Consider the following 23,395-nt stretch of genomic DNA (forward strand, 5'->3'; position numbering starts at 1 on the left):
ATGGGCTGCATCGCAGCCCCCCGGCGGGTTAGACTGCCGGGCATGACCCGAGCCACTGCCGACACCCCGATCTGCCTGTCGTTCTCAGCCCTGCAGCAATGGCATGCGGCGCTGCAGCATGCCATTGCCCGCAGCGGCGAGGCCGACGCCCTGGCAAACCTCGCCGCCGCCCTGAGCCAACTGGTGGCGGTCGAGTCGATGATGATCAGCCTCGAGCGCCAGGGCCAGCCACCGCAACTGTTGTACCAGCAGGGCATCCCCGAGCGTCATCGCGACGCCATCCTCAACCGTTACTTTACCGCCGGCTACCTGCTCGACCCGTTCTGCCTGGCGGTAGAAAAAGGCCTGGCCCAGGGTTTTTACCACCTGCAGGACATCGCCCCGGACCACTTCTTCGACAGCGACTACTACAAGACCTACTACCTGGGCACCGGCTGCAGCGAAGACAGCTACTACATCGTCGACATCGACCCGCACAGCAAAATATCCCTGAGCCTGTTCCAGGGCTGTGGTGGCAGCAGCCTGAGCGTCGAACAACTGCACGTGTTGCAGGCGGTCGAGCCGATGGTCCGCGAACTGATCCGCCGCTTTGCCCAGCATGGCCTTGAGCCCGGCAGTGAAGCGGCCAGCCAGGGCAGCGTCCAGGCCGCCTTCGACAGCTTCGGCTGCAACAAACTGACCGAGCGTGAACGGCAGGTGGCGCAGATGATCCTGCGCGGCCACTCGGTGAAGTCCACCGCCGGCGAAATGGGCATTTCGCCAGAAACCGTGCGCATGCACCGCAAGAACCTCTACCTTAAGCTTGAGATCAACTCCCAGTCCGAACTGTTTGCGCGTTTTATCGACTGGCTGCGCCTAGGCTGAGGCTATCTCACGCTGTTCCCCTGATCGCCAGCACATTGCACAAGCGCTGTTCCAGCACATGCTCGGTGGTGCTACCGGTCAGGCGCTCGAGCAGTTTGCGCGGGTGGTTGCCCATCACCAGCACGTCGGCGCGGCTGTGGGCGATGAACTCGGCGATGCTGCGGGTGATCGGCGCCGACAAAAAGTGCTGGCGCTCAACCGGTACCCCATGGCGCGCGGCCATCTGCTCGAAAGCCTTGTGGATCGACTTGCGCACGTCACTGCCAAAGCCCGGCATGGTCACGGTGCCGGCGCCGAAGTCGGCCATGTGAGTGTGGGCGCTGTCGCATACGTGCAACAGGTGCAGCTCGGCGTTGCACTGGCGGGCCAGGTCGGCGGCGGCGTCGATAACACTTTCGTTAAGATCGTCGTGGGGGTGTTCGGGGTGGGTCGGGTCGACGGCGGCAATCACGATGCGCGGCAGCGGGCAGTGCACCTCGCTGACCAGGTGCACCGGGCACGGGCATTCGCGCAGCAGTTGCCAGTCCAGCGGCGCGACCACCAGGCGCTTGAGCAGCGGCTCGTGCTGTACGTCCTTGATCAGCAGGTCGGGGGTGATTTCGGCCACTTGCGCCAGGGCCGCTTGCAGTACGTCGCGGGCGAGGATCACCTCGGTACTGACGCGAATACCGTTTTCGTGCAGCAAGGTCGCTTCATCGGCCAGCCACTGGCGGTTGTTCTGCAGCAGGGTATCGAGGCGGTGTTCGTCACCGCTCATGAGCCCGAGGGTATCGATTTCGTCGACAAAGGCGCAGATATGCAAGGTGGCGCCGGTGGCGTGGGCCAGGGCAGCGGCGCGCTCCAGCGCCGGGGTGTGGCGCAGGTCCGATCCGACCATCAGGAACAGGCGTTGGTACTGGCTCATGGGGTACCTCCGGTAGCGTTGTGTTGCCAGCCCCCCGGTGCTTGAAGTCTAGTCCATCGCAGCGGGGCGCCCGCAGGCTCCGGGGCGGGCTATCTGACAAGCGGTCCGCGCTGGTCTAGGCTGCGCTACAGGACCGGGCGGGCGAGGGTGAGGGCATGAGCAATGCGGTACTCAAGGCGTGGCTGCTGATGGGCGGGTTGCTGCTGGGCGCCCTGACCTGGGCCCAGGAGCCAGGCGCAGTGTCGGCCAGCGCCGAGCCGGTGGAGCTGAAGGTGTTCAACCGCAGCATCATGCTGTTTCGCGCGACGGTGCTGGGCGAAACCCCGCAGTTGCGGGTCAAGCGCGCCCGCACGGTGATCGGCGAAACCCTGGACGACAGCCCCGACCCGCAGGTCAGCCTCGACCCGGTGCAGTCCAGCTATTTGGTGCTGCTGGGCGACAAACGTGCGTTCATTGTCTCCAGCCGCGACATTGACCCGCTGAGCCAGGGCACGGTGCGCGAGGCCGCCGAGCAGGCCGCAGCCAACCTGCGCCAGGCCGTGGGCGAGCAGCGCGAGGCGCGTAACCTGCAACGGCTGGCACGCGCGGGGCTGGCAGCAGCGCTGGCCACCGCGCTGTACCTGGCGCTGTTGTGGGCTATCGCGTTTACCAGAGGCAAGCTGCAAGCGCGCCTGCCGCGGCTGATGCGCCGTCACGCGCGGACCCTGAGCGTGGGGCAGACGCCGGTGATCGAGGCGAATTTCTTCTACACCTTGATACGCCGGGTGCTGGAGAGCGTGCGCTGGTTGCTGATCGCCTTGCTCAGTTATGAATGGCTGGGTTTTGTCCTGTCGCGCTTTCCCTACACCCGGCCATGGGGCGAGCGCCTCAATGAATACTTGCTCGAGCTGCTGCGCTATCTGCTCGAAGGCATGATCAGCGCGGTGCCGGGGCTGGTGGTGGCCCTGGCGATTTTTTTCATTGCCCGTGGCGCGGTCGCTTTCAGCCGCCGCTTGCTGCGCCGCCTGGCGGTGCCGGGGACCCTGAGCTGGCTCAACCAGGAGACTCTGGCCCCGACCACACGCCTGACCGCCCTGGCGATCTGGTTGTTCGCCCTGGCCATGGCCTACCCATACTTGCCTGGTGCGGGTACCGACGCGTTCAAGGGCTTGTCGGTATTGATCGGCCTGATGATTTCCCTGGGCGCCACCAGCGTCGTCGGCCAGGCCGCTGCCGGGCTGATCCTGACCTACACGCGCACTTTGCGTCCTGGCGAATTCGTGCGCATCGGCGAGTACGAGGGCACGGTCACCGAGCTTGGCATGTTCACCACGCGCATCCGCACTGGCCTGGGTGAAGTGCTGACGCTGCCCAATTCGTTGATCACTGCCAGCGTGACCAAGAACTACTCGCGGATCGTCGAGGGCGAGGGCTATGTGGTCGACACCACCGTGACCATTGGCTACGACACGCCCTGGCGACAAGTCGAGGCGATGCTGCTGGAGGCGGCGCGGCGTACCAATGGCATCCTCGCGCAACCGTTGCCGCAGGTGTTCCAGACCGCCTTGTCGGACTTCTATCCCGAGTACCGCCTGGTGGCCCAGGCCATTCCCAGCCAGCCCCGGCCGCGGGCGGTGCTGCTCAGCGAACTGCACGGGCATATCCAGGACGTGTTCAACGAGTACGGCGTGCAGATCATGTCGCCGCATTACCTGGGCGACCCGCAACAGCCCAAGTCGGTGCCCCCGGCGCAGTGGTACAGCGCCCCGGCGCAGCCGCCCGGGGCGCCCTGAACTCAGGGCTCTTCGGCCGGGCTGTCGGCGGCCAACGGCTGCGCCACCCAGCTCATGAACAGCTCGTAACCCACGGCCAGCACCACCGGGCCGATGAACAGGCCGATGATGCCGTTGGTCAACATGCCGCCGAGCGCGCCAATCAGCACAACCGGCATCGGCACGGCAACCCCGCGGCCCAGCAGCAGCGGCTTGAGGACGTTGTCGCAAAGCCCGGCGAGCAGGGTCCAGATGGCGAAGATCACCGTGCTGGCACTGACTCCGTCATGGGCAAACACGTAGATCACCACCGGCAAGGTCACCAGCAGCACCGGCAGCTGGGTGATGCCCAGCAGCAACACCAGTAGCGCCAGCACCCCGGCCGCGGGCACGCCCATGACCACCAGGCCGATGCCCACCAGCAGCATCTGCACGAAGGCGATGCCAACCACGCCCTGGGCCACGGCGCGAATGGTCGCGGTGCACAGCGCGGCCAGTTGCTCGCCGCGCTGTGGCCCGGAAATGCGCATGGCAATGGCCTCGGCGGTGCGCTGACCATTATCGCCCTTGGCCATGATCACCCCGGCGACCACCAGGGCAACCACGAACACCAGGATGCCCGAGCCGATCCCGGCCAGTTGCGTCAGCAAGGTCTTGCTCACGCCCTTGAGGTGCGGGGCCACCTGCGACAACGCCCAGCTCAGGTCGCTGCTGGCATGGGCCCAGATACCGTACAGCGGTGCGCCGATCAGCGGCCAGTCACGCACGTTGTCCGGTGGCGGCGGGATTTCGATGCGCTGGTCCTCGAAGCCGTGGATGCCTTGCTGCACGGTGTCGGCCACCGAGGTGCCGAGCAGGCTCAGCGGCCCGATCAGGCAGGCCAGGCCGATAATCACCAGCACCCCGGCGGCCCAGCCAGGGCGGCCACCCAGCCAGCTGCCCAGGCGCTGGTTGAGCGGGTAGAGGGTGATCGCCAGGATCACCGCCCAGAGCATCAGGCTCAAAAACGGCCGGAAGATCTCGAAGCAGAACATCACCAGCACCGCGATCAGGCCAGCGCGGATCAGCACATCCAGCAGTTCGCGGGCGGTGCCCAGGTGCAGGGGGCGGTTGTTGGCCATCGGCGTCTCCTTGGGCCGGCAATCGGCGCTTTAGCGCAGCGCCGGGCAGCGACTGGCGCCGCCGCTGGCCGCCTGGCTGACCAGTTCGGTGAAGCGCTTGAGGTTCTGCTGGTGGGCCAGCACCAGCGCGTCGATGCTGGCGCCTGCCGGGGTCTGGATCACGCTGCGACAGTTGAGCGCCGCGCCGCCGTTGCCGGCCCGAAGGCGCCAGCGGGCATCGAACAGGGCGTATTGCCCAGGCACCGAGTCAAAGCGCTGGACTTCCACGCGCAGGCCCAGGCGTGGCTGGGCGCTGCTGTTGGCGAACTGGTTGACCAGGGCGTTGCGCAGCTCGTCGGCGAGGCTTGCGCCCCACCATTCGGTCTCAAGGATCGCCAGGCTGCTGTTGCTCTGGCGAATCACCACCTGCGGGCGATCGACTTGCGGCGGCACGCTGACCTGTTCCAGCAGCACATCGGCACTGCTGGCCGCAGCCGGCTGTTGCGGGATCAGCGTGTGGTAGTGGATCGGGTCGCTGCGGCAAGCGGCCAGCAGCAAGGCCAGGCTCAACACGGCAATCTTGAAGGCATGCGCCATGGGTGTGCTCCTGCGGTCAGTTGCGCGACGAAGGTTTCAATGCGTCAGCGGGTGCATCTTTGGGCCGGCCGCGCAGCAGCGACTCGGGGTTGCGCCCCAGGTAGTCGGCCAGCTCCCGGAGCGAGCGCGACATGCGCCCCAGCTCGTCGAGGGTCTGGGTCAGTTGCTCGCGTTGCGGCGAATCCTCGGCCAGGGTCGAGTTGGCCGACTGCAGGGTCTTGCTGACCTCCTGCAAGGTGCCCTGGACGCCCGGCAAGGTACGGCTGTTGAACTGCTGCAGGCCCTTGCGCAGTTCCACCAGGTTGGCGTCGAGGTTGTTGGCGATGCGCTCGATCGGCAGGCGGTTGAGCTTCTCGACCATGGCCTGGAACTGCTCCTGCAGTTGCTCCAGGCTACCCGGTACGGTGGGGATGGTAATCGGCCGGGCGCTCGGGTCGAACACCACTTTTGGCGCCTTGGGGTCGAAATCCAGGGCGATGTACAACTGCCCGGTGAGCAGGTTGCCGCTGCGCGCCTGGGCACGCAGGCCGTTGTCGACGAAGGTGCCGAGCAACTGCGCGGCGGCTTTTTCGTCGTCGGGGTCGTGGTTCAGCGCCTTGAGCAGCTTGGTGTGGGCGCGGCCCAGGCGTTGCGGGTAGATGACGATGCCGACATTGACCGGGAAGGTGCGCTTGTCGACGTCGAAATCGAGGTTGACCGACACCACCGAGCCGATCTCGACGCCGAGGAACTCCACCGGCGCTCCGACCTTGAGGCCGCGCAGCGCCTGGTCGAAACGCAGGCTCAGGTACTGCGCCTTGCCATGCGGCGGCGACAGGGCCCGGGCGCGATCGTCGAACAGTTCGAACTGGCGGTCTTCGGCGGCCACCTGGTCATCGGGGCTGTAGTCGGGGGCGCGAAAGGCAATGCCGCCGACAATCACCGACGACAGCGATTCGGTACGAAAGGCAAAGCCGTTGGCGCCGACCTCGACATCGACGCCGCTGGCGTTCCAGAAGCGCGTGTTGTCGGTGACGAAGGCATCGTTGGGCGAGTTGATGAACACCTCGATACTCACCCCTTTGCCGTTCTCGTCGAGGTTATAGGCGACCACCTGGCCGACCGGGATCTTGCGGTAGTAGACCGGCGAACCGACCCCCAGCGAGCCGAGGTCGCTGGCGTGCAGGAAGAAGCGCTTGCCGGGCTCGCCGTAGGTGATCGGCGGCGGCGATTCGAGGCCGACGAAGGCCTTGGCGCGGGTGTGAGATTCGCCGGAATCGGCGCCGATAAAGTCGCCGGACAGCAGGGTGTCGATGCCCGACACGCCGCCGGCGCCGATGCGCGCGCGCACCACCCAGAATTTGGAGTCCTCGCGGGTAAAATTGTCGGCCTGCTTGACCAGCTTGACCGTGGCGGTGACGCTCTTCTGGTCCTTGCTCAACTCCACTGCGGTGACCTGGCCGATCACCACGTTGCGGTACTTGACCGCGGTCTTGTTGGCCTCCAGGCCCTGGCCGGTCTTGAAGGTGATCTCGATGGTCGGGCCTTGCTGCATGACGTTATGGACCACCAGCGACAAGCCCACCAGCACCGCCACCAGCGGCACGATCCACACCAGCGAGATGCTGAAGCGCCGGGTCTTGACCCCGGGCTGGCCGGGTAGGGGGCTGTCTTGGCGGGTATCAGTCATCGGCCTGCTCCTTGTCGTGCTGCCAGATCAGTCTAGGGTCGAAGCTCATTGCCGCAAGCATGGTCAGCACCACCACCATGCCGAAGAACAGAATGCCCGGGCGCGGTTCGATGTCGCCCAGGGCCTGAAACTTGACCAGCGCCGCCACCAGGGCGACCACCAGCACATCGAGCATCGACCAGTAGCCGATCAGCTCGACGAAGCGGTACAGGCGCGCCCGTTGCGTCTGCGCCCAGGTGCTGCGGCGCTGCACGGTGATCAGCAGCAGGGCCAGGGCAACGAATTTGGTCGCCGGTACAGCGATGCTGGCGATGAAGATGATCAGGGCGATGTCCCAGGCGCCGTGCTCCCAGAACTCCATGACGCCGCTCATGATGGTGCTGTCGGCGCCGCTGCCGAACAGCGTGGTGTTCATCACCGGCAGCAGGTTGGCGGGGATATAGAGCACCAGCGAGGCGACCAGGTAGGCCCAGGTGCGGGTCAGCGAATCGGGCTTGTGCGCATGCAGCGGCGCGCCGCAGCGTTCGCATTCGTGCGGCTGATGAGTGTTGTCGCAGGCCATGCCGCAGGCATGGCAGAGCACCAGGTTGAGCTCGGCGGCGCGCGGTGGGCGGCTCATGGCAGCAGGTCCCAGAGCTCGCGGATGTCGCGCCCGGCGATGCGCAGAATCAACAGGCTCAGGGCCGCCAGTGCCAGCAGGCCGATGCCCGGCAGCACATCGAGCATGCCGGCCAGCTTGAACACCGCGACCATGGCGCCGAGCAGGCAGACTTCGAGCATGCTCCACGGGCGCAGGGTTTCCAGCCAGCGCATGCACAGGCTGAAGCCCGGGGCGCGGCCGCCGGCCAGGGCAAAGCCGAGCACCCAGATCAACAGCAGCAACTGGAACACCGGGGCGATGATGATCGAAATCGCCGCCACCAGGGCGATAAAGGTGATCGGCCCATTGGCCAGGGCCCGCACCGAGTCCCACAGGGTGGCGCTGTTGTGCAGGCCTTTGAGGCTGATGCTCATGATCGGGTAGAAATTGGCGAACACCCAGAGGATCAGCGCGGTGACGCTCAGGGCCAGGCGTTGCTGCACGCTCAGGCCGTTATAGCGCTGCAGCACCGCGCCACAGCACTGACACAGGGCCTTCTGATGTTTGCCGAGGCTGACTTTCTGGTACACGCAGTCGCAATGTTCGCAGATGATCAACTGATGGGTATCCAGCATGGCGCGCGCTCTGGCTGCGGGCGGGGACTAGCTCAATATAGTCGGCGCTGGCGCGGGGCTGCGGATTTTTTACCCACTGCGGGAGCTGGCTGCACCGGCCTCATCGCGGGTCAAGTCGAGTCGTCGCACCGCCGCTCCTACACACCGGACCTGTGAGAGCGGCGGTGCGGCGACCCGACTTGACCCGCGATGAGGCAGCGGCTACCAACCCGGCACCCCGCGCATGTCCGGCAGTTTGTGGGCGATGCCCTTGTGGCAATCGATACAGGTCGCCTGCCCGCTGGCCAGCGAGGTCGAGTGCATGGCTGCGGCGCGCTTGCTCTGGCGGGTGAAATCCATGAACTCGAAGTTGTGGCAGTTGCGACATTCGCGCGAGTCGTTGGCCTTGAGCCGCGCCCATTCGTGCTCGGCCAGTTCACGGCGGTGCGCGAGGAATTTGTCGCGGGTGTCGATGGTGCCGAAAATCTTGCCCCAGACTTCCTTGGACGCCTGCATCTTGCGCGCGATCTTGTGTGTCCATTCGTGCGGTACATGGCAATCCGGGCAACTGGCGCGTACCCCGGAGCGGTTGCTGTAGTGAATGGTCTCCTTGAGTTCGACAAAGACGTTGTCGCGCATCTCATGGCAGGAGGTGCAGAACTTCTCGGTGTTGGTCACCTCCAGGGCGGTGTTGAAGCCGCCCCAGAAGATGATCCCGGCGACGAACCCGCCGAGGGTCAGAAAGCCCAGGCTGTAGTAGACACTGGGCCGCCAGAGAATGCCCCAGTATTGCTTGAGTAGCCCGAACAGTGCTCGCATGGCGCCTCCTCAGGGTTTTTGCGCGGCGTTGGCGTCGTCTTGCAGCAGCTTGTCGATGGTTTCGAAGCTGTTGCCCACCAGTGGCTGCACCTCTTTTTGCGGCACATGGCACTGGGTGCAGAAGTAGCGCCGTGGCGATACCGCTGCCAACGCCTGGCCGTCGCGGTCCATGTAGTGGGTGATGCTGATCATGGTCGCCTGGCTGCGCGCACTGTTGGCGCGGCTGTGGCAGGACAGGCACTTGTTGCCGTTGAGGTCGACCTGATAGCCGCGAATCGTGTGGGGGATGGTCGGCGGCTGGTCGGGGTAATTGCGTTCGCGCTTGAGGTCCTTGTTCTCGTCGTTGGCCAGCGGTGGCGCCGGCAAACTCTGGGTCAGCGTGCCGCCCGGGCGCCGGCCATCGGGGCCGGGGGCATCGAGGGGGTAGTCGACTTCGGCGGCGACCACCAGGCCGATGACCGCGAACAGCAGCAAGGGCAGGCTGCGAATGGGCATGACGGTTCTCCTCAGGCCGCGCTGATCAGCTCGATGCGTATGGCGCATTTCTTGTAATCGGTTTGCTTGGAGATCGGGTCGGTGGCGTCCAGGGTGACTTTGTTGATCAGCTTGTTGGCATCGAAAAACGGTACGAACACCAGGCCGCGCGGTGGCTTGTTGCGCCCGCGGGTTTCGATGCGCGCGCGAATCTCGCCGCGCCGGCTGATCAGTTTCACTTCGCTGCCGCGCCGTGCATTCAGGGCCTTGGCATCGTCAGGGTGCATGTACACCAGGGCATCGGGCACTGCTTTGTACAATTCTTCAACGCGCTGGGTCATGCTCCCGGTGTGCCAATGCTCCAGCACCCGGCCGGTACTCAGCCAGAACGGGTAGTCGGCATCCGGTGCTTCGGCCGGCGGCTCGTAGGGCAGGGCGAAGATGATCGCCTTCTTGTCCGGGTAACCGTAAAACTGCACTTCACTGCCTTTCTCCACGTACGGGTCGAGGCCTTCGCGGTAGCGCCAGCGGGTTTCCTGGCCGTCGACCACCGGCCAGCGCAGGCCGCGCTCGCTGTGGTAGCGATCAAACGCGGCCAGGTCGTGACCATGGCCCCGTCCGAACTGTGCGTACTCTTCGAACAAGCCCTTTTGCGGGTAGAAGCCAAAGGCCTTGGCTTCATCGTTGTGGTAACCGGCTTGCAGCTGCTCGACCGGGAACTGGTCGACCTGACCATTTTTGTACAGCACTTCGAACAGGGTCTTGCCTTTGTACTCGGGGGCCTTGGCCAGCAACTCGGCAGGCCAGACCTCGTCGGTGGTGAAGCGCTTGGAAAACTCCATCAGTTGCCACAGGTCTGAACGTGCTTCGCCCGGGGCGGTCACCAACTGATGCCAGAACTGGGTGCGGCGCTCGGCATTGCCATAGGCGCCTTCCTTTTCTACCCACATGGCGCTGGGCAGGATCAGGTCGGCAGCCTGGGCCGACACCGTGGGGTAAACGTCCGAGACAATCACGAAATTGTCCGGCTTGCGCCAGCCCGGCAGCACTTCCTGCATGATATTGGGCCCGGCGTGCATGTTATTGCTGGCCTGGGTCCAGTAGACGTTGAGCACCCCGTCCTTGAGCATGCGGCTCTGTTGCACGGCATGAAAGCCGACTTTCTCCTGGATAGTGCCGGCGGGCAGCTTCCAGATTTTTTCGGCGCTGGCGCGGTGCTTGGGGTTGGTCACCACCAAGTCGGCCGGCAAGCGGTGCGAGAAGGTCCCGACCTCGCGGGCGGTGCCACAGGCCGAGGGCTGGCCGGTGAGCGAGAAGGGGCTGTTGCCCGGCTCGCTGATCTTGCCGGTGAGCAGGTGGATGTTGTAGATCAGGTTGTTGGCCCACACCCCGCGGGTGTGCTGGTTGAAGCCCATGGTCCAGAACGACACCACCTTGCGCTTGGGGTCGGCATACAGCTCGGCCAGCGCCTTGAGGCGCTCTTGCGGCACGCCCGATTCGGTGGCTGCGCGCTCAAGGGTGTAGGGCCGCACAAAGGCGGCGAACTGCTCGAAATCGATGTCGCTCCAGGTGTTGGCCTTGTCGGCGTTTCTGGCCTTGGCTTCGCGTGGATCGTCGGCGCGCAGGCCGTAGCCGATGTCGTCGGCGCCGAGGGCGAAGCGTGTGTGCTTGCTGATGAAGTCCTTGTTCACCGCGCCGCTTTCGATGATGTGGTTGGCGATGTAGTTGAGGATCAGCAGGTCGGTTTGCGGCTTGAACACCATGGGAATGTCGGCCAGGTCGAAGCTGCGGTGTTCGAAGGTCGACAGCACCGCGACCTTGACCTGCGGCTGGCTCAGGCGCCGGTCGGTGACCCGGCTCCAGAGGATCGGGTGCATTTCGGCCATGTTCGAGCCCCACAGCACAAAGGCATCGGTGGCCTCGATGTCGTCGTAACAGCCCATGGGTTCATCCATGCCGAAGGTGCGCATGAAGCCCATCACCGCCGAAGCCATGCAGTGGCGGGCATTGGGGTCGATGTTGTTGCTGCGAAAGCCGGCCTTCATCAGTTTGTTGGCGGCGTAGCCTTCCCACACCGTCCATTGCCCGGAGCCAAACATGCCGATCGATTCCGGGCCTTTGTTGTGCAGCGCTTGCTTGTACTTTTCGGCCATGATGTCGAAGGCTTTTTCCCAGCTGATCGGCTGGAATTCGCCCTGCTTGTGGTACTGACCGTTGCGCATGCGCAGCAGCGGTTGGGTCAGGCGGTCATTGCCGTACATGATTTTCGACAGAAAATAGCCTTTGACGCAGTTCAGGCCGCGATTGACCTCGGCTTTGACGTCGCCGTGGGTGGCCACCACGCGATTGTCGCGCGTCGCCACCATGACGCTGCAACCGGTGCCGCAAAAGCGGCAGGGCGCCTTGTTCCAGTTCAGGGTCACCAGGTCGGCTTCGGTCACCAGGTTGCTGGCGCTGGTGAAGATCGGCAGGCCCGCCGCGGCGGCGGCAATGGCGGCGGCCTGGGCCTTGGCAAATTCACGGCGGGTCATGCTCATGGTGAGTCTCCTTCTGGGGCGAGGAGTTCGTGGTAAATCAGCGCGGCATTGAGCACCCCGGGCAGGGTGTTGATCTGCTCGATGCGCTGCAGGATCTGCTGTTCATGGTGGGCTTCGAGCACCACCACCAGCTTGCCGGCGGGGCTGTGCTGATGCAGTTCGAGGTTGTCGAGCAGCAGCAGGTTCGCCTTTACCGCCTCGAACAGTTCGGGGCGGGCATGTACCACCAGGCTGGCAATGTGCAGAACGTCGTCCATGGGCGGGCTCCGGCAGTCTCGGCTAGCCGTTGGGAGGGCCGGGTGGGCCATACAGCAACTGGAAAAACCAGACGAGAAAACCGTAGCCGCCAACGATGGCGACCGACATCAAGGGGAACAGGCAGACGATCAAAAACAGGAACAGCAGCGTTTCTCTTCTGCGGGCGATTTTCTGTTCTTCAGCCAATGACATGGAGCGGCCTCCTGTCGAGCGTGAACTGAGCCTAGATCAGCGTGCTCTGCCCACGCCGGCTGGCGCGACCAACGGTCAACACGGCCTTGAAAACACTACAGGTGAACTACACTGCTGGCACGGATCCCCTGGCTGCGGTGGAAAGCGAACATGCTTGATTACTTCGCGTTGGGTATTTTGATTTTTGTCGGCCTGGTGCTGTTCTACGGGATCATCGTCTTGCACGACATTCCCTATGAAATCGCCGTACACCGCAACCACCCGCACCAGGATGCGATCCACGCCACCGGCTGGGTCAGCTTGTTCACCCTGCACGCGCTGTGGCCGTTCCTGTGGATCTGGGCAATGCTCTACCGCGAAGATCGCGGTTGGGGCTTTCGCGATGGCAAGTCGCCGCAAAACCACGTGGTGCGCCTTGAACAACAGGTCGCCGAGCTGCAGCAACGCATCGCCCGCCTCGAAGGCGTAGCGCCCGCCGAGCCTGCGCCCGGCCACGACGATGGCAACGGAGGGCACTGAGCATGGACTTGCTGCTGATCCTCACTTACGCGGCCATTTGCGTGGCGATCTTCAAGCTGTTTCGCATCCCCCTGAACAAGTGGACAGTGCCCACGGCGGTGCTGGGTGGCATCGTGATGATCGGCGCGCTGATCTTCACCATGAACTACAACCACCCGTATTCGGAAGTGGCGCGTTCCTACTTCGTCTCGGTGCCGGTGATCCCGGCGGTTACCGGCCAGGTGATCGAGGTGCCGGTCAAAGGCAACCAGCCGCTGGAGAAGGGCGATGTGCTGTTTCGTATCGATCCGGCGCCGTTCGAGTACCGGGTGCGCTCGCTCAAGGCGCAGATCGTTGCGGCCCGGGGCGACCTGTACCGCATCAACGAACTGATCAAGCGCAACTTCGGTACCCGCCGCGAGCAGGAAGCGGCCATCGCCCAGGTCGATGACCTGCAGGCGCAACTGGACAACGCCCAGTTCGAACTCGATAGCACCGTGGTGCGGGCGCCGAGCAAGGGTTATGTCACCCATGTGTCGCTGCGCACCGGGATGCGCGCGAGCGCCTTGCCGCTGCGCCCATCGATGGTGTTCATTCCCCAGGAAGGCCAGTACTTTGCTGCCTGGATGCGCCAGAACAGCCTGCTGCGCCTGGTGCCCGGGGATGAGGCGGAAGTAGCCTTCGACGGCATTCCGGGCAAGGTCTTTCATGGCAAGGTCAAGAACGTCATCGCGGTGATCGCCGAGGGCCAGGTGCAGCCGTCCGGCACCCTGATCGGCTACACCGGTTCGCCGCCACCCGGGCGGGTGCCGGTCATCATAGAAATCGACGACCCGGCGTACGCCCAGTACAGCGCGCAGATGCCCGGCGGCGCCTATGGCCAGGCGGCGCTGTACAGCAAGCACTTTCCGCACATCGCCACCATGCGCAAGATCCTCCTGCGCATGGCGGCGTGGATGAACTATATCTTCCCGTTCCACTAGTGGAGTACAAATGTACTCCGCGCCGGGTTCACGCCTGCGGCCGGGTCGGTAGATACGGCAGCAGGCGCTCGGTTTCCTTTCTGACCACCGCATAGCACTCGCAGCTCAACTGCTCCAGGCGCGCCCGATCAAGGACCTTGATATGCCCGCGGCTGTACTCGATCACGCCCAGGCGCTGCAGCTTGCCGGCGGCATCGGTGACGCCTTCGCGGCGCACCCCGAGCATGTTGGCGATCAGCTCCTGGGTCATGGTCAGCTGGTTGCCTTTGAGCCGATCCAGCGACAACAGCAGCCAGCGGCACAGTTGCTGGTCAATCGAGTGATGACGATTGCACACTGCGGTCTGCGCCATCTGCGTGATCAGCGCCTGGGTGTAGCGCAGCATCAGCACCAGCAGCTCGCCGTGGCGATTGAATTCGTCTTTCAGGCGCTGGCCGGGCAGGCGGTAGGCGTGGCCGGCACTCTGCACGATGGCGCGGCTCGGGGTGCTTTCGCCGCCCATGAATACGGCAACGCCGATCAGGCCTTCGTTACCGACCACGGAGATCTCCGCCGAGGCGCCGTTTTCCATCACGTACAGCAGCGAGACGATGGCGTTGGTCGGGAAGTAGACGTGACGCAAGGCATCGCCAGACTCATAAAGCACCTTGCCCAGCGGCAGGGCGATCAGTTCCAGGTGCACCAGCAGGCGCTCCAGCGCGGTTGTCGGCAGGGCCGCCAGCAGGTGATTGTCCTGTGGCCTGACCTGTGGCTTGGGTGATGCGGGCATACGGAGCCACCGATGGCAGACGAGAGCTGTCTGGCCTCAGGGTACTCCTATCCGCGCAGGCTAGGGGAGGCTGGCAGTGGCCGGCAGGCAATGCGCGCTGATCTGGTGGGTTTGACCGTCATCCACGAGCCTGACCACGCCGTCGGCCAGGGGCTGGCCATCCAGGCTCAGGCTCAACGCGCCGGCGCCCGCATGGTGCACCTCGATGCGGTAGCGGCTGGCGCCATAGCGATAGTGCAGCACGTAGCCCGGCCATTCGGCCGGCAGCAGCGGTTGCAGGCTCAAGGTCTCGCCGCTGCGCTGCAAGCCCAGCAGTGACTCGACGATCAGCCGGTACATCCAGCCGGCGGCGCCGCTGTACCAGCTCCAGCCGCCGCGCCCGGCATGGGGCGGCGCGCCATAGACATCGGCGGCCATCACGTACGGCTCGACCTTGTAGGTGTCGATACGCTCGGCGCTGCCCTGGCGCAACGGGTTGATCAGGCGCAGCAGTTCCCAGGCCCTGGCGCCGTCGCCCAGGCGGGCAAAGGCCATGCTCGCCCAGACGGCGGCATGGCTGTACTGGCCGCCGTTCTCACGCACGCCGGGCACGTAGCCCTTGATGTAGCCAGGGTCCAGGCTGCCCTGGTCAAAGGGTGGATCAAGCAGCTTGACGATACCGATGTCGCGGCGCACCAGGTAACGGTCCAGCGCCTCCATGGCCAGGCGGCCCCGTTCAGGGGCGGCGGCGCCCGAGAGCACTGCCCAGCTCTGGGCGATGGAGTCGATGCGGCATTCTTCATTGCTCGCCGAACCCAGCACCTGGCCGTCATCGAAATAGGCGCGGCGGTACCAACCGCCGTCCCAGCCATGGGCTTGGAGATTGCCGCGCAGGGTGGCGGCGCGCCTGTTGCAGTCCTCGGCGAACGGGCCGTCACCCTGGCGCTGGGCGGTGCGGGCGAACTGCTGCAGCACCTCGACGCCGAAAAAGCCCAGCCACACACTTTCGCCCAGGCCCTGTTCGCCGACGCGGTTCATGCCGTCGTTCCAGTCGCCGCTGCCCATCAGCGGCAGGCCATGCACGCCGCACTGCAGGCCGTGTTGCAGCGCCCGCTGGCAATGCTGGTAGAGGTTCTCGGTGAGTGCCGAACGGTTCGGCAGGTCGTAGTAGGACTCCTCGCCAGGGTTCAGCGCGCGGCCTTCGATATAGCCGACCTGTTCATCGAGCACGCCGAGGTCGCCGGTCACCTGCACATAGCGGCTGGTGGCCAGGGGCAGCCAGAGCATGTCGTCGGCGCAACGGGTGCGCACGCCGCGCTGCAGCGGCGGGTGCCACCAATGCTGGACGTCGCCTTCGTGGTACTGATGGCTGGCACACAGCAGCAGGTGCTGGCGCGCCGCGCCCGGGTCGGCGTGGATCATCGCCATGCTGTCCTGCAACTGGTCGCGGAACCCGAAGGCGCCACCGGACTGGTAAAAACCACTGCGCGCCCAGAAGCGGCAGGCAATCACCTGGTACATCAACCAGCCATTGACCAGTACATTCAGGGCCGGCTCCGGGGTTTCGATGCGGATGGCGCCGAGTACTTCGCGCCAGTGCGCGCGCACCCGTTCCAGCTCGATCGCTGCCGCGCGCAGCCCACGGTACTGCTGCACCCGGCGGGTGGCGGCGGTGGCGTCGTGCTCGGCGCCGAGGCGGAACACCACTTCCTGGCTTTCACCGTCGGCCAGTTCCAGCGCCACCTGCAGCGCTGCGCAAGGGTCCAGGCCACCGCCGCTGCGCCCGGAAAGCCGCGCCCGGCCCATGGCTGCCGGTGCGCCAAGATTGCCGTTGCGGCCAATGAACTCCAGGCGGTCGCAACTGAGGCTGCGGTCGGCCAGGTCGCTGTCGAGGAACGCCACCCGCGCGGAAAACTCGATGGAGTAGGCATTGCGCGCAAACAGCGCGCCACTGAACGGATCGGCCTCGCTGACCACGTGCATGGCCGTCTTGCTGCGCAGGTCGCCCAGCACCCATTCCACATAGCTGGTTACCGACAACCGGCGCGGCCGGCCCGAGGTGTTGCGCAGCTTCAGGCGCGAGAACTTTACCGGCGCATCGAGGGCGACGAACACCCACAGCTCGCTGTGCAGGCCGTCCTCGTCATGCTCGAAGACGCTGTAGCCAAAGCCGTGGCGGGTGCGGTAGCTGCCCTGGCCAGGGCACGGCTGCGGGGTTGGCGACCAGTAGCGGCCGCTGTCTTCGTCGCGCAGGTACAGGGCCTCGCCGCTGGGGTCGCTGACCGGGTCGTTGTGCCAGGGCGTCAGGCGAAACTCATGGGCATTGTCGCCAAAGGTGTAGGCGCCACCGCTTTCGCTGATCACCGAGCCGAACTGCGGGTTGGCCAGCACGTTGACCCAGGGCGCCGGCGTCGGCTGCCCCGGGCGGTGATTGATGATGTACTCGCTGCCATCGGCGCTGAAACCGCCGTAGGGGTTTTCCATCAGCAGCCCTGGCCGCACGCTAGGCCCCGGCCGTACCGGCGCCTGCGCCAGGCTGCCGGGGTTGGCTTCGAAGCGCGCCAAGGCGTGCTCGCTGCGCCGTTGCTGTACCTGTTCGGCGAGGCTGCCACGGCTGTCGCTGAGCACCAGGCGGGCGACGCTGAGCATCAGCGTGCGGTCTTCGCTGGACAACTGCTGGGCCGGGCGCACGAAGATCCCGCCCGGGCGGTCGAGCAGCGCCGCTTCGCTGCCCGAGGTCACCAGGCCCATGATCAGCTCCTGCAGTTGCTGGCGGTAGCCGGCCTGGTCTTCGTTCCAGATCATCAGGTCAAGGCTCAGGCCTTTCTGCCGCCAGTAGGCATGGGCCTGGACCATCTGGCGCACAAGTTCAATGTTGGCCGGGTCGCTGATCTGCACCAGCACGATCGGCAGGTCGCCGGAAATCGCCTGGCCCCAGAGCCCGGACTGGTTACGCCGATTGCTTGTCAGCACTGCGCTTTCGCTGCGCAGCGACGGGTTGGCATAGATCACCGAGGCGGCCATCTGCTCGAACAGCCGCGCATCGGCCAGGGACGCGTTGAGCTGGCGCAGCAGCACCTGGCTGTGGGTCCAGGCCAGGTCAAAGACCCGGTCTGCCAGGTGCCGGTCGCGGTACTTGTGGATCTGCTGCAGGCAGCTTTCGCGGCTTGGGGCGATGCCGGTGACCAGGTCGATGGTCGCACTCTGCCCGGGATCAAGGCTGATCCGGCAGCGAATGGCGACGATCGGATCGAGCACCGCCCCGGCGCTGTCGGACAACCGCTCAACCTCAGGCAGCAACGCCGCCGGGGCCTTGAGCGTGCGGCCACGGCCGATGAAGCGGGCACGGTCGGTTTCGTACGAGAGCGCTTCGATGTCCACACCATGGGCGGCCAGCAGGTGGCACAGCCATGGCACCGGTTCTTGCTGCGAACGTGGCCGGCGGCTACAGACAATGGCCTGCAGCGGGCGCAGCAGCTCGGTCTGCACGAACAGCTTGCTGAACGCCGGGTGCAGGGCATCGCTGATCGCCGGGGCCAGCACCACCTCGGCGTAGCTGGTCAGCTCCAGTTGGCGGCGCTGGCGGCCATGGTTGGTCAGGTGCAGGCGGCGCAGTTCGACATCGTCCTCGGGCGAGACGATGATTTCAGTGTGGCAATCGATGTCGCGTTCGCGCAGGCGAAATTCGGCCCGCGCGTCACTGAAGATCGCCTCCTGGCTTTGTGGCCGGTACAGGGTCGGCTGGTGCGCCGTGGACCAGAACGCACCGCTGGCAACATCGCGCAGGTAGCAGAAGATGCCCAGGCTATCGCTGGCGATATCCTCGTGCCAGCGGGTCACGGCCAGGTCGTTGCAACGGCTGTAACCGGCGCCGGCGTTGTTGACCATCACATGGTAACGGCCGTTGGACAGCAGTTGCACGGCCGGGCAGCGCCGGTTGGGCTCGGTGAACACCCGCAACTGTTGCTCGCCTGCGCTGGCGTCTTCGCTGACCGGGGCCTGGGCGGCGTGCAGGTAGGCGGCGGCAGTCTTCGGCACGCGCTCCTGCAGCAGCAGAGCGCTGGCCTGGAACTGCGGGGCGGACTCGAAGCGCTGCTGCATCGGGCGATCGAGCAGCACTGAGGTCAGGGCAAGCAGGCTCATGCCCTGGTGGTGGGCCATGAACGACTTGATCACCACCGCCTCCTGCCCGGGCGGCAGCCGTGCTTCGCTGTAGTCCACCGCCTCATAAAGCCCGAAGCGCCCGGCAACCCCCTGTGCGGCCAGGCGCTGGAGGTTGGCGCAGGCCGCTGCGGGCGCCACCAGCAGCGCCAGGGCACTGGCATAGGGCGCCACCACCCGGTCTTCGCCCAAGCCGCGCTTCAGACCCAGGCCGGGCACGCCGAAGGCCCGGTACTGGTAGTTGAAGTGAGTGTCGAGGCTGTTGTAGGCCGACTCCGAAACCCCCCAGGGGATGCCCAGCTGGTTGCCGTAGGCGATCTGCCGGTTGACCGCCGCACGGCAGGACTGCTCCAGCAGCGTGCCCGGGTAGGAGGGCATCACCAGCATCGGCATCAAGTACTCGAACATCGACCCCGACCACGACAACAATACCGGCTCACCGGCATTGCTGGTGAGCAGGCGGCCAAGGGCGAACCAGCTGTCCTGAGGCACCTGGCCCTGGGCAATGACGACGAAGTTGGTCAGGCGCATTTCCGAGGCCAGCAGGTCGTAGAAGGCGCTGTCCAGGCGTTGTTCGTCGACGTTGTAGCCGATCACGAAAAGGTCGCGCTGCAGATCGTAGAGAAAGCGGAAATCCATGTTGGCCAGGGCACCAGCCTGTTCGGCCAGGTGCGCGGCGCTGGCGATACGCTCGCGAGCGAGGTTGCGCACGGCATTAACCCGCGCGCGCTCGGCTGCCGGCCAGCGCTGGGCGTCGAGCTGCGCCAGTTGCCGCCAGCTTAGCGGTAGCTGCGCTGCCGGGTCGTCGCCAGCAGGCAGCGCGAAGGCGCGCAATTCATCGAGCAGGTCCTGGCAGTGCTCCTGCAGCGCAGCGCGCCAGAAGGCGCAATCGCCGCTGGGCTCGGCTGGCGACAGCGGGCAGTCGAGCAGCTGTTGCAGCAGCGCCGGCAGTTGCTGCGGTGCTTGGTTGATCTCGAGCTCGGCGCGCAGCACCTGCCATTGCTCATCGGCAATGCCCGCCGCCTTGTAGGCTTGCAGCAGCACATCGAGGCTGTCCAGCAGCCCCTGGCGCAGGCGCCCATCGAGCAGCGGCGCATCGCCCAGGGCCAGCAAGCCGGGGCGCAAGGTCAGCAGCAGGCCGGCGAGGTTGCCGCTGTCCACCGTCGATACATACAGGGGGTGCAGCGCCAAGCCGCTGCGGGTGTCGTACCAGTTGTAGAAGTGCTGCTGGTGACGCTCCAGGCTGTGCATGCTCTGTAGCATCGCTGCCAGGCGCTGCAGCAGGTGCGCGCTGCCCAGGTAGCCGAAGTCATGGGCGGCCAGGTGGGCAAGCAGGGCCATGCCCATGTTGGTCGGCGAGGTGCGGTGGGCGACGTTGGCGTAAGGCGCTTGCTGGATGTTGTCCGGTGGCAGCCAGCGATCTTCGGCATTGACGTACTGGTTGAAAAAAGCCCAGTTGCGCCGGGCCAGCAAGCGCAGAAACTGCACGCCCTGGGGCGAGATGGCCTGGCTGGCGCCGCTGTCGGCGCGGCTGACCCACCAGGCCAGGGCCGGGCTAGCCAGCCACAGCAGCAAAAACGGTGCGGCGAGGGCGAGCAGGCCCGGCGTTGGCGCCAGCACGGCGATCAGCGCCAGGGTAAGTGCCGGCGCGACCCACAGGGTGCGATACAGCCCCGCCAGGCTGTTGACGCTGGTGCGCTCGACCTCCCGCGACGGGCTCCATTGCAACAAGCGCCGTTTGCTCACCAGCATGCGCCACAGCGTGCGGGCAATCGCATCCAGGCTGTAATGGGCCTCGAACGGCAACCAGGCCAGGTTGAAAGTGGCGCGTATGCCGTGCTGGGCGGCGCCGTGCAGCACCGCCAGCAGGTGCTCGGCCAGCGGCACGTCGGTGGTTTTGCCCAGCAGCGCGAGCAAGCTGTCCAGCAGCGGCTGAGTCAGCAGCAGGGCGACCACGGCCAGGGTCCACAGCCCCGGTTGCGGGGCAATCAACCAGGCGCACAGCAGCACACCGAGGAACGCCGCCGGCTCCAGGCTGCGGCGCAGGTTGTCGAACAGCTTCCAGCGCGCCAGGGCGCTGAGGTGGTTGCTTTGCAAGCCGCTACAGCACGGCGCCCAGGGCAGCAGCCACGGCAGCAGTTGCCAGTCGCCGCGAATCCAGCGGTGCCGGCGCTTGACGTCGGCGCTGAAGCGGGCCGGGTATTCCTCGAACAGTTGCACGTCGCTGAGTAGCCCGGAATGGGCGTAACAGCCTTCGATCAGGTCATGGCTGAGGATGCGGTTCTCGGCAAAGCGGCCGTCCAGTGCCTGTTCGAAGGCATCGACCGCGTAAATGCCTTTGCCGATGAACGAGCCATGCAGGAACAGGTCCTGATACACATCGGACACCGCGCGGGTGTACGGGTCGACCCCGGCATCGCTGCCGAACAGCCGCGCATAGCGCGAACGGGCGGCGCTGGGCAGGCTGATGCCGACCCGCGGTTGCAATATGGCGTAGCCGCGATGGATCCGCCCCTGGGCGTCGAAGTGCGGCTGATTGAGCGGGTGCTGCATGGCGCCGATGAACTGGCGGGCAGCATCGCGGGGCAACTGAGTGTCGGTGTCCAGGGTGATGACATAGCGCACTCCTGGCAACGCCGCGATATCGCCGACGATCAGCGCAAAGCGCTCAACGCCGTGCCCGCGCAGCAGCGCATTGAGCTCGGCCAGCTTGCCGCGCTTGCGCTCGTAACCCATCCAGGCGCGTTCGGCGGGGTTCCAGCGCCGCGGCCGGTGCAACAGCAAAAACCGCTCGCCAAGCAACGCCGGGTACTTGCGGTTCAAGGCGCCAATGCGCTCGCTGGCCTCGGTCAGCAGGCCGGCGTCCTGCTCCTGCACCTCGACCGGGCTATCCATGAAGTCGGTGAGCAGGGCGAAGTACAGCTGCTCGTCGCGGTTGGCGAGAAAACGCACCTCAAGCCCTTCGACCAGTTCCTCGACATCGGCACTGCTGGCCATCAGCGTCGGCACCACCACCAGGGTGCGGGCCTCGGCCGGCAGGCCTTCGCGGTAGTCCAGGCGCGGTAGCTGGCACGGCGCAACAGTGAGGGTCACCAGCCAGTTGATCAGGCCGATGGCCAGGCGGCTGGTCATCAGCAGCAGCGCCACGGCCAGCAGTGCCAGGCCCCAACCGGGCCAACCGGCCCGATGGCCGTCGAGCAGAAAGGGCCAGGCAAAGCCCAGTGACAGCAGCGCTACCGGGGTTAAAAAAAACGCCAGCGGCGCGCGGTGCAACAGCCGTTGCCAGCGTTGGGCCAGCGGCACACCGGCGCCCAGGTGGCGCTCCAGTTGCTCAAGGCCCGGGCCGATCAGGTAGAAGCCGACATGCCCGGCGAAATCCGCTGCCGGCGGCGGTTGGCCGCGCTGCTGGGCGAGCGCGATGGCCTGTTGCGCGACCTGTTCCTCGCTGTGCGGGCAGTGCCGCGCCAGGCGCTCGATGACGTGGCGGTAGTGATCGCGGCTGGCGAAGTCCATGTGCGCGTAGGCGCCTGCGGGGTCGTTGCGCAGCTGGCGCTCGACGTGGCTCAGGCGCTCGACGAAGGCCCGCCAGTCGCTGGTCGAGAGCAACCGCAGGCTGGCAATGCTGTTGCTGATCGACACCTGGTCGGCGGCCTGTTGCTGGGCATCCAGGTGCACCAGGCGCTCGATGGTCAGGCCGGATTCGGCCAGCAGTTGCTCGATCCAGGTCAACGGCTGGATCAGGGTTGCGCTCTGGCCCTGCAGCCTGCGGGTAAGTTCGGCAACGAAGGCGGCGGTCATCGGCGGTTCGGAGCGGGCCATGTCGGCCACCACCAGCACCACGCTTTTGGCGTCGCGCTCGGCGGTTTCGCTGAGACGGTCGGCCCAGTCATTGGCCAGGTTGCGGTCAGCCCAGCTGGCCATGACCCGCGCAGCGATGCGCCGCAGGTTCTCGATCAGGGCCAGGCGCAGCATGATCGCAATCGCCCACAACTCACCCAGGGTCAGCGCGGTGACGCTCTGGTAGGCCTCGACGAAGCGGCTCAGGCTTTCGTCGTCGACCCGCCCATCGCCGTGGCTGATGGTTTCCAGGGCGATGTCGTAGACCCTCGGCAAGCCGGTCGACGGGCCGTTGCCCAGGCGCGGCAACTGGCGGCTGTAGCCTTTGGGCAAGTGGGTCTTGGCCAGGCGGATATGGGCTTCGACCAGGTAGTAGTTGTCCAGTAGCCATTCGGCGGCGGGGGTCACTCGCCGGCTGCTGGGCTGGGCGTCGATGAAGCGTGCACAACTGCTGGCCAGGACCCGTTCATTGTCGGCCAGGCGTGCTAAAAGGCCATCGGCACGGGGCGTCGGGTCCAGCCGGTGCTGGCGGGCGAGCAGGGTGCCATGGCTGGCCATTTGTTCGGCGCTCAGCAGCTCCGCGCGCAACAGCGCCTCGTAGCCGAAAGTACGCGGTGCGGATCGCCATGAAAGGCGCTTGAGCAGCATCAGGGCACGGGGCCAGGGCTTGTCCATGATGTCCTTGTATGGGCTGAGGCTGACAGCTGCAGTGTGCCGCGGTGGCGGTGGCGGGTCTGTACGCTAGCGAACAGAGCGCTTGGTCCATTGCACTTAGGCTGAGGTGTACAACTCGGTCACCGGCTCCTGGG

The 23,395-nt window shown here is 65.7% G+C and carries 17 protein-coding genes; 4 read left to right on the plus strand and 13 right to left on the minus strand.

Going from position 1 to position 23,395, the window contains the following annotated elements; all coding sequences use genetic code 11:
• The first annotated feature begins 42 nt into the window (after positions 1–42).
• Complete coding sequence (locus LOY37_RS12600; protein ID WP_258717061.1) at positions 43–864, plus strand: helix-turn-helix transcriptional regulator; 822 nt, start codon at positions 43–45, stop codon at positions 862–864.
• Positions 865–871: 7 nt separating this feature from the next.
• Here the strand turns inward: LOY37_RS12600 and LOY37_RS12605 are convergent, their stop codons facing one another.
• The gene (locus tag LOY37_RS12605) at positions 872–1,768 is read right to left on the minus strand and encodes a universal stress protein (RefSeq protein WP_258717062.1); all 897 of its coding nucleotides are present in this window, start codon (positions 1,766–1,768) and stop codon (positions 872–874) included.
• A 155-nt stretch (positions 1,769–1,923) separates the two neighbouring features.
• On the opposite strand from LOY37_RS12605, the gene LOY37_RS12610 reads away from it, so the two are divergent.
• Positions 1,924–3,540: a mechanosensitive ion channel family protein gene (locus tag LOY37_RS12610; protein WP_258717063.1), complete on the plus strand. Its 1,617-nt coding sequence runs from the start codon at positions 1,924–1,926 to the stop codon at positions 3,538–3,540.
• Between the two features lie 2 nt (positions 3,541–3,542).
• Here the strand turns inward: LOY37_RS12610 and LOY37_RS12615 are convergent, their stop codons facing one another.
• The 10 genes from LOY37_RS12615 to napE all read right to left on the minus strand — a co-directional run bounded on the left by LOY37_RS12615 (position 3,543) and on the right by napE (position 12,359).
• Positions 3,543–4,640 carry an AI-2E family transporter gene (locus LOY37_RS12615; RefSeq protein WP_093383186.1) on the minus strand — a complete coding sequence of 366 codons (1,098 nt, stop codon included), beginning with the start codon at positions 4,638–4,640 and terminating at the stop codon, positions 3,543–3,545.
• Positions 4,641–4,670: 30 nt separating this feature from the next.
• A complete protein-coding gene (locus LOY37_RS12620; protein WP_258717064.1) occupies positions 4,671–5,216 on the minus strand; it encodes a PqiC family protein in 546 nt (181 codons plus the stop codon).
• A 16-nt stretch (positions 5,217–5,232) separates the two neighbouring features.
• Positions 5,233–6,885, minus strand: a complete 1,653-nt coding sequence (locus LOY37_RS12625) for an intermembrane transport protein PqiB (RefSeq protein WP_258717065.1) — start codon at positions 6,883–6,885, stop codon at positions 5,233–5,235.
• On the minus strand, positions 6,878–7,504 hold the full coding sequence (locus LOY37_RS12630) for a paraquat-inducible protein A (RefSeq protein ID WP_045198835.1): 627 nt from the start codon (positions 7,502–7,504) through the stop codon (positions 6,878–6,880). Before LOY37_RS12630 ends, LOY37_RS12625 begins: the two co-directional genes overlap by 8 nt.
• Positions 7,501–8,100: a paraquat-inducible protein A gene (locus LOY37_RS12635; protein ID WP_045198836.1), complete on the minus strand. Its 600-nt coding sequence runs from the start codon at positions 8,098–8,100 to the stop codon at positions 7,501–7,503. The genes LOY37_RS12630 and LOY37_RS12635 overlap by 4 nt, the downstream gene beginning before the upstream one ends.
• A gap of 201 nt (positions 8,101–8,301) precedes the next feature.
• Complete coding sequence (locus LOY37_RS12640; protein ID WP_045198838.1) at positions 8,302–8,898, minus strand: cytochrome c3 family protein; 597 nt, start codon at positions 8,896–8,898, stop codon at positions 8,302–8,304.
• A gap of 9 nt (positions 8,899–8,907) precedes the next feature.
• Positions 8,908–9,393 (minus strand): nitrate reductase cytochrome c-type subunit, encoded by a 486-nt coding sequence (locus LOY37_RS12645; RefSeq protein WP_093383174.1) that lies wholly within the window; start codon positions 9,391–9,393, stop codon positions 8,908–8,910.
• An 11-nt stretch (positions 9,394–9,404) separates the two neighbouring features.
• Complete coding sequence (gene napA, locus LOY37_RS12650; RefSeq protein WP_045198842.1) at positions 9,405–11,909, minus strand: nitrate reductase catalytic subunit NapA; 2,505 nt, start codon at positions 11,907–11,909, stop codon at positions 9,405–9,407.
• Positions 11,906–12,166 (minus strand): chaperone NapD, encoded by a 261-nt coding sequence (locus tag LOY37_RS12655; RefSeq protein ID WP_258717066.1) that lies wholly within the window; start codon positions 12,164–12,166, stop codon positions 11,906–11,908. Before LOY37_RS12655 ends, napA begins: the two co-directional genes overlap by 4 nt.
• Positions 12,167–12,188: 22 nt before the next feature.
• On the minus strand, positions 12,189–12,359 hold the full coding sequence (gene napE, locus LOY37_RS12660) for a periplasmic nitrate reductase, NapE protein (RefSeq protein WP_093383168.1): 171 nt from the start codon (positions 12,357–12,359) through the stop codon (positions 12,189–12,191).
• Between the two features lie 150 nt (positions 12,360–12,509).
• Here napE and LOY37_RS12665 point away from each other — a divergent pair, with 150 nt between their 5' ends.
• Both LOY37_RS12665 and LOY37_RS12670 read left to right on the plus strand, forming a co-directional pair.
• On the plus strand, positions 12,510–12,878 hold the full coding sequence (locus LOY37_RS12665) for a DUF3302 domain-containing protein (RefSeq protein WP_045198848.1): 369 nt from the start codon (positions 12,510–12,512) through the stop codon (positions 12,876–12,878).
• 2 nt (positions 12,879–12,880) lie between these two features.
• Positions 12,881–13,840: an HlyD family secretion protein gene (locus LOY37_RS12670; RefSeq protein WP_045198850.1), complete on the plus strand. Its 960-nt coding sequence runs from the start codon at positions 12,881–12,883 to the stop codon at positions 13,838–13,840.
• 28 nt (positions 13,841–13,868) lie between these two features.
• Here the strand turns inward: LOY37_RS12670 and LOY37_RS12675 are convergent, their stop codons facing one another.
• Together LOY37_RS12675 and LOY37_RS12680 are read right to left on the minus strand one after the other, a co-directional pair.
• A complete protein-coding gene (locus LOY37_RS12675) occupies positions 13,869–14,609 on the minus strand; it encodes a Crp/Fnr family transcriptional regulator (RefSeq protein ID WP_093383161.1) in 741 nt (246 codons plus the stop codon).
• Positions 14,610–14,669: 60 nt separating this feature from the next.
• Positions 14,670–23,261, minus strand: coding sequence for a GH36-type glycosyl hydrolase domain-containing protein (locus LOY37_RS12680; RefSeq protein WP_258717067.1), 8,592 nt, complete (start codon positions 23,259–23,261; stop codon positions 14,670–14,672).
• Positions 23,262–23,395 lie beyond the last annotated feature (134 nt).

The sequence above is a fragment of the Pseudomonas sp. B21-012 genome (assembly GCF_024749305.1).
Lineage (GTDB): Bacteria > Pseudomonadota > Gammaproteobacteria > Pseudomonadales > Pseudomonadaceae > Aquipseudomonas.

Bases quoted from the DNA above. Each gene is read 5' to 3' on its own strand.
- LOY37_RS12600 (WP_258717061.1), top strand. From the start codon at position 43: ATGACCCGAGCCACTGCCGACACCCCGATCTGCCTGTCGTTCTCAGCC.
- LOY37_RS12605 (WP_258717062.1), bottom strand. From the start codon at position 1,768: ATGAGCCAGTACCAACGCCTGTTCCTGATGGTCGGATCGGACCTGCGC.
- LOY37_RS12610 (WP_258717063.1), top strand. From the start codon at position 1,924: ATGAGCAATGCGGTACTCAAGGCGTGGCTGCTGATGGGCGGGTTGCTG.
- LOY37_RS12615 (WP_093383186.1), bottom strand. From the start codon at position 4,640: ATGGCCAACAACCGCCCCCTGCACCTGGGCACCGCCCGCGAACTGCTG.
- LOY37_RS12620 (WP_258717064.1), bottom strand. From the start codon at position 5,216: ATGGCGCATGCCTTCAAGATTGCCGTGTTGAGCCTGGCCTTGCTGCTG.
- LOY37_RS12625 (WP_258717065.1), bottom strand. From the start codon at position 6,885: ATGACTGATACCCGCCAAGACAGCCCCCTACCCGGCCAGCCCGGGGTC.
- LOY37_RS12630 (WP_045198835.1), bottom strand. From the start codon at position 7,504: ATGAGCCGCCCACCGCGCGCCGCCGAGCTCAACCTGGTGCTCTGCCAT.
- LOY37_RS12635 (WP_045198836.1), bottom strand. From the start codon at position 8,100: ATGCTGGATACCCATCAGTTGATCATCTGCGAACATTGCGACTGCGTG.
- LOY37_RS12640 (WP_045198838.1), bottom strand. From the start codon at position 8,898: ATGCGAGCACTGTTCGGGCTACTCAAGCAATACTGGGGCATTCTCTGG.
- LOY37_RS12645 (WP_093383174.1), bottom strand. From the start codon at position 9,393: ATGCCCATTCGCAGCCTGCCCTTGCTGCTGTTCGCGGTCATCGGCCTG.
- napA (WP_045198842.1), bottom strand. From the start codon at position 11,909: ATGAGCATGACCCGCCGTGAATTTGCCAAGGCCCAGGCCGCCGCCATT.
- LOY37_RS12655 (WP_258717066.1), bottom strand. From the start codon at position 12,166: ATGGACGACGTTCTGCACATTGCCAGCCTGGTGGTACATGCCCGCCCC.
- napE (WP_093383168.1), bottom strand. From the start codon at position 12,359: ATGTCATTGGCTGAAGAACAGAAAATCGCCCGCAGAAGAGAAACGCTG.
- LOY37_RS12665 (WP_045198848.1), top strand. From the start codon at position 12,510: ATGCTTGATTACTTCGCGTTGGGTATTTTGATTTTTGTCGGCCTGGTG.
- LOY37_RS12670 (WP_045198850.1), top strand. From the start codon at position 12,881: ATGGACTTGCTGCTGATCCTCACTTACGCGGCCATTTGCGTGGCGATC.
- LOY37_RS12675 (WP_093383161.1), bottom strand. From the start codon at position 14,609: ATGCCCGCATCACCCAAGCCACAGGTCAGGCCACAGGACAATCACCTG.
- LOY37_RS12680 (WP_258717067.1), bottom strand. From the start codon at position 23,261: ATGGACAAGCCCTGGCCCCGTGCCCTGATGCTGCTCAAGCGCCTTTCA.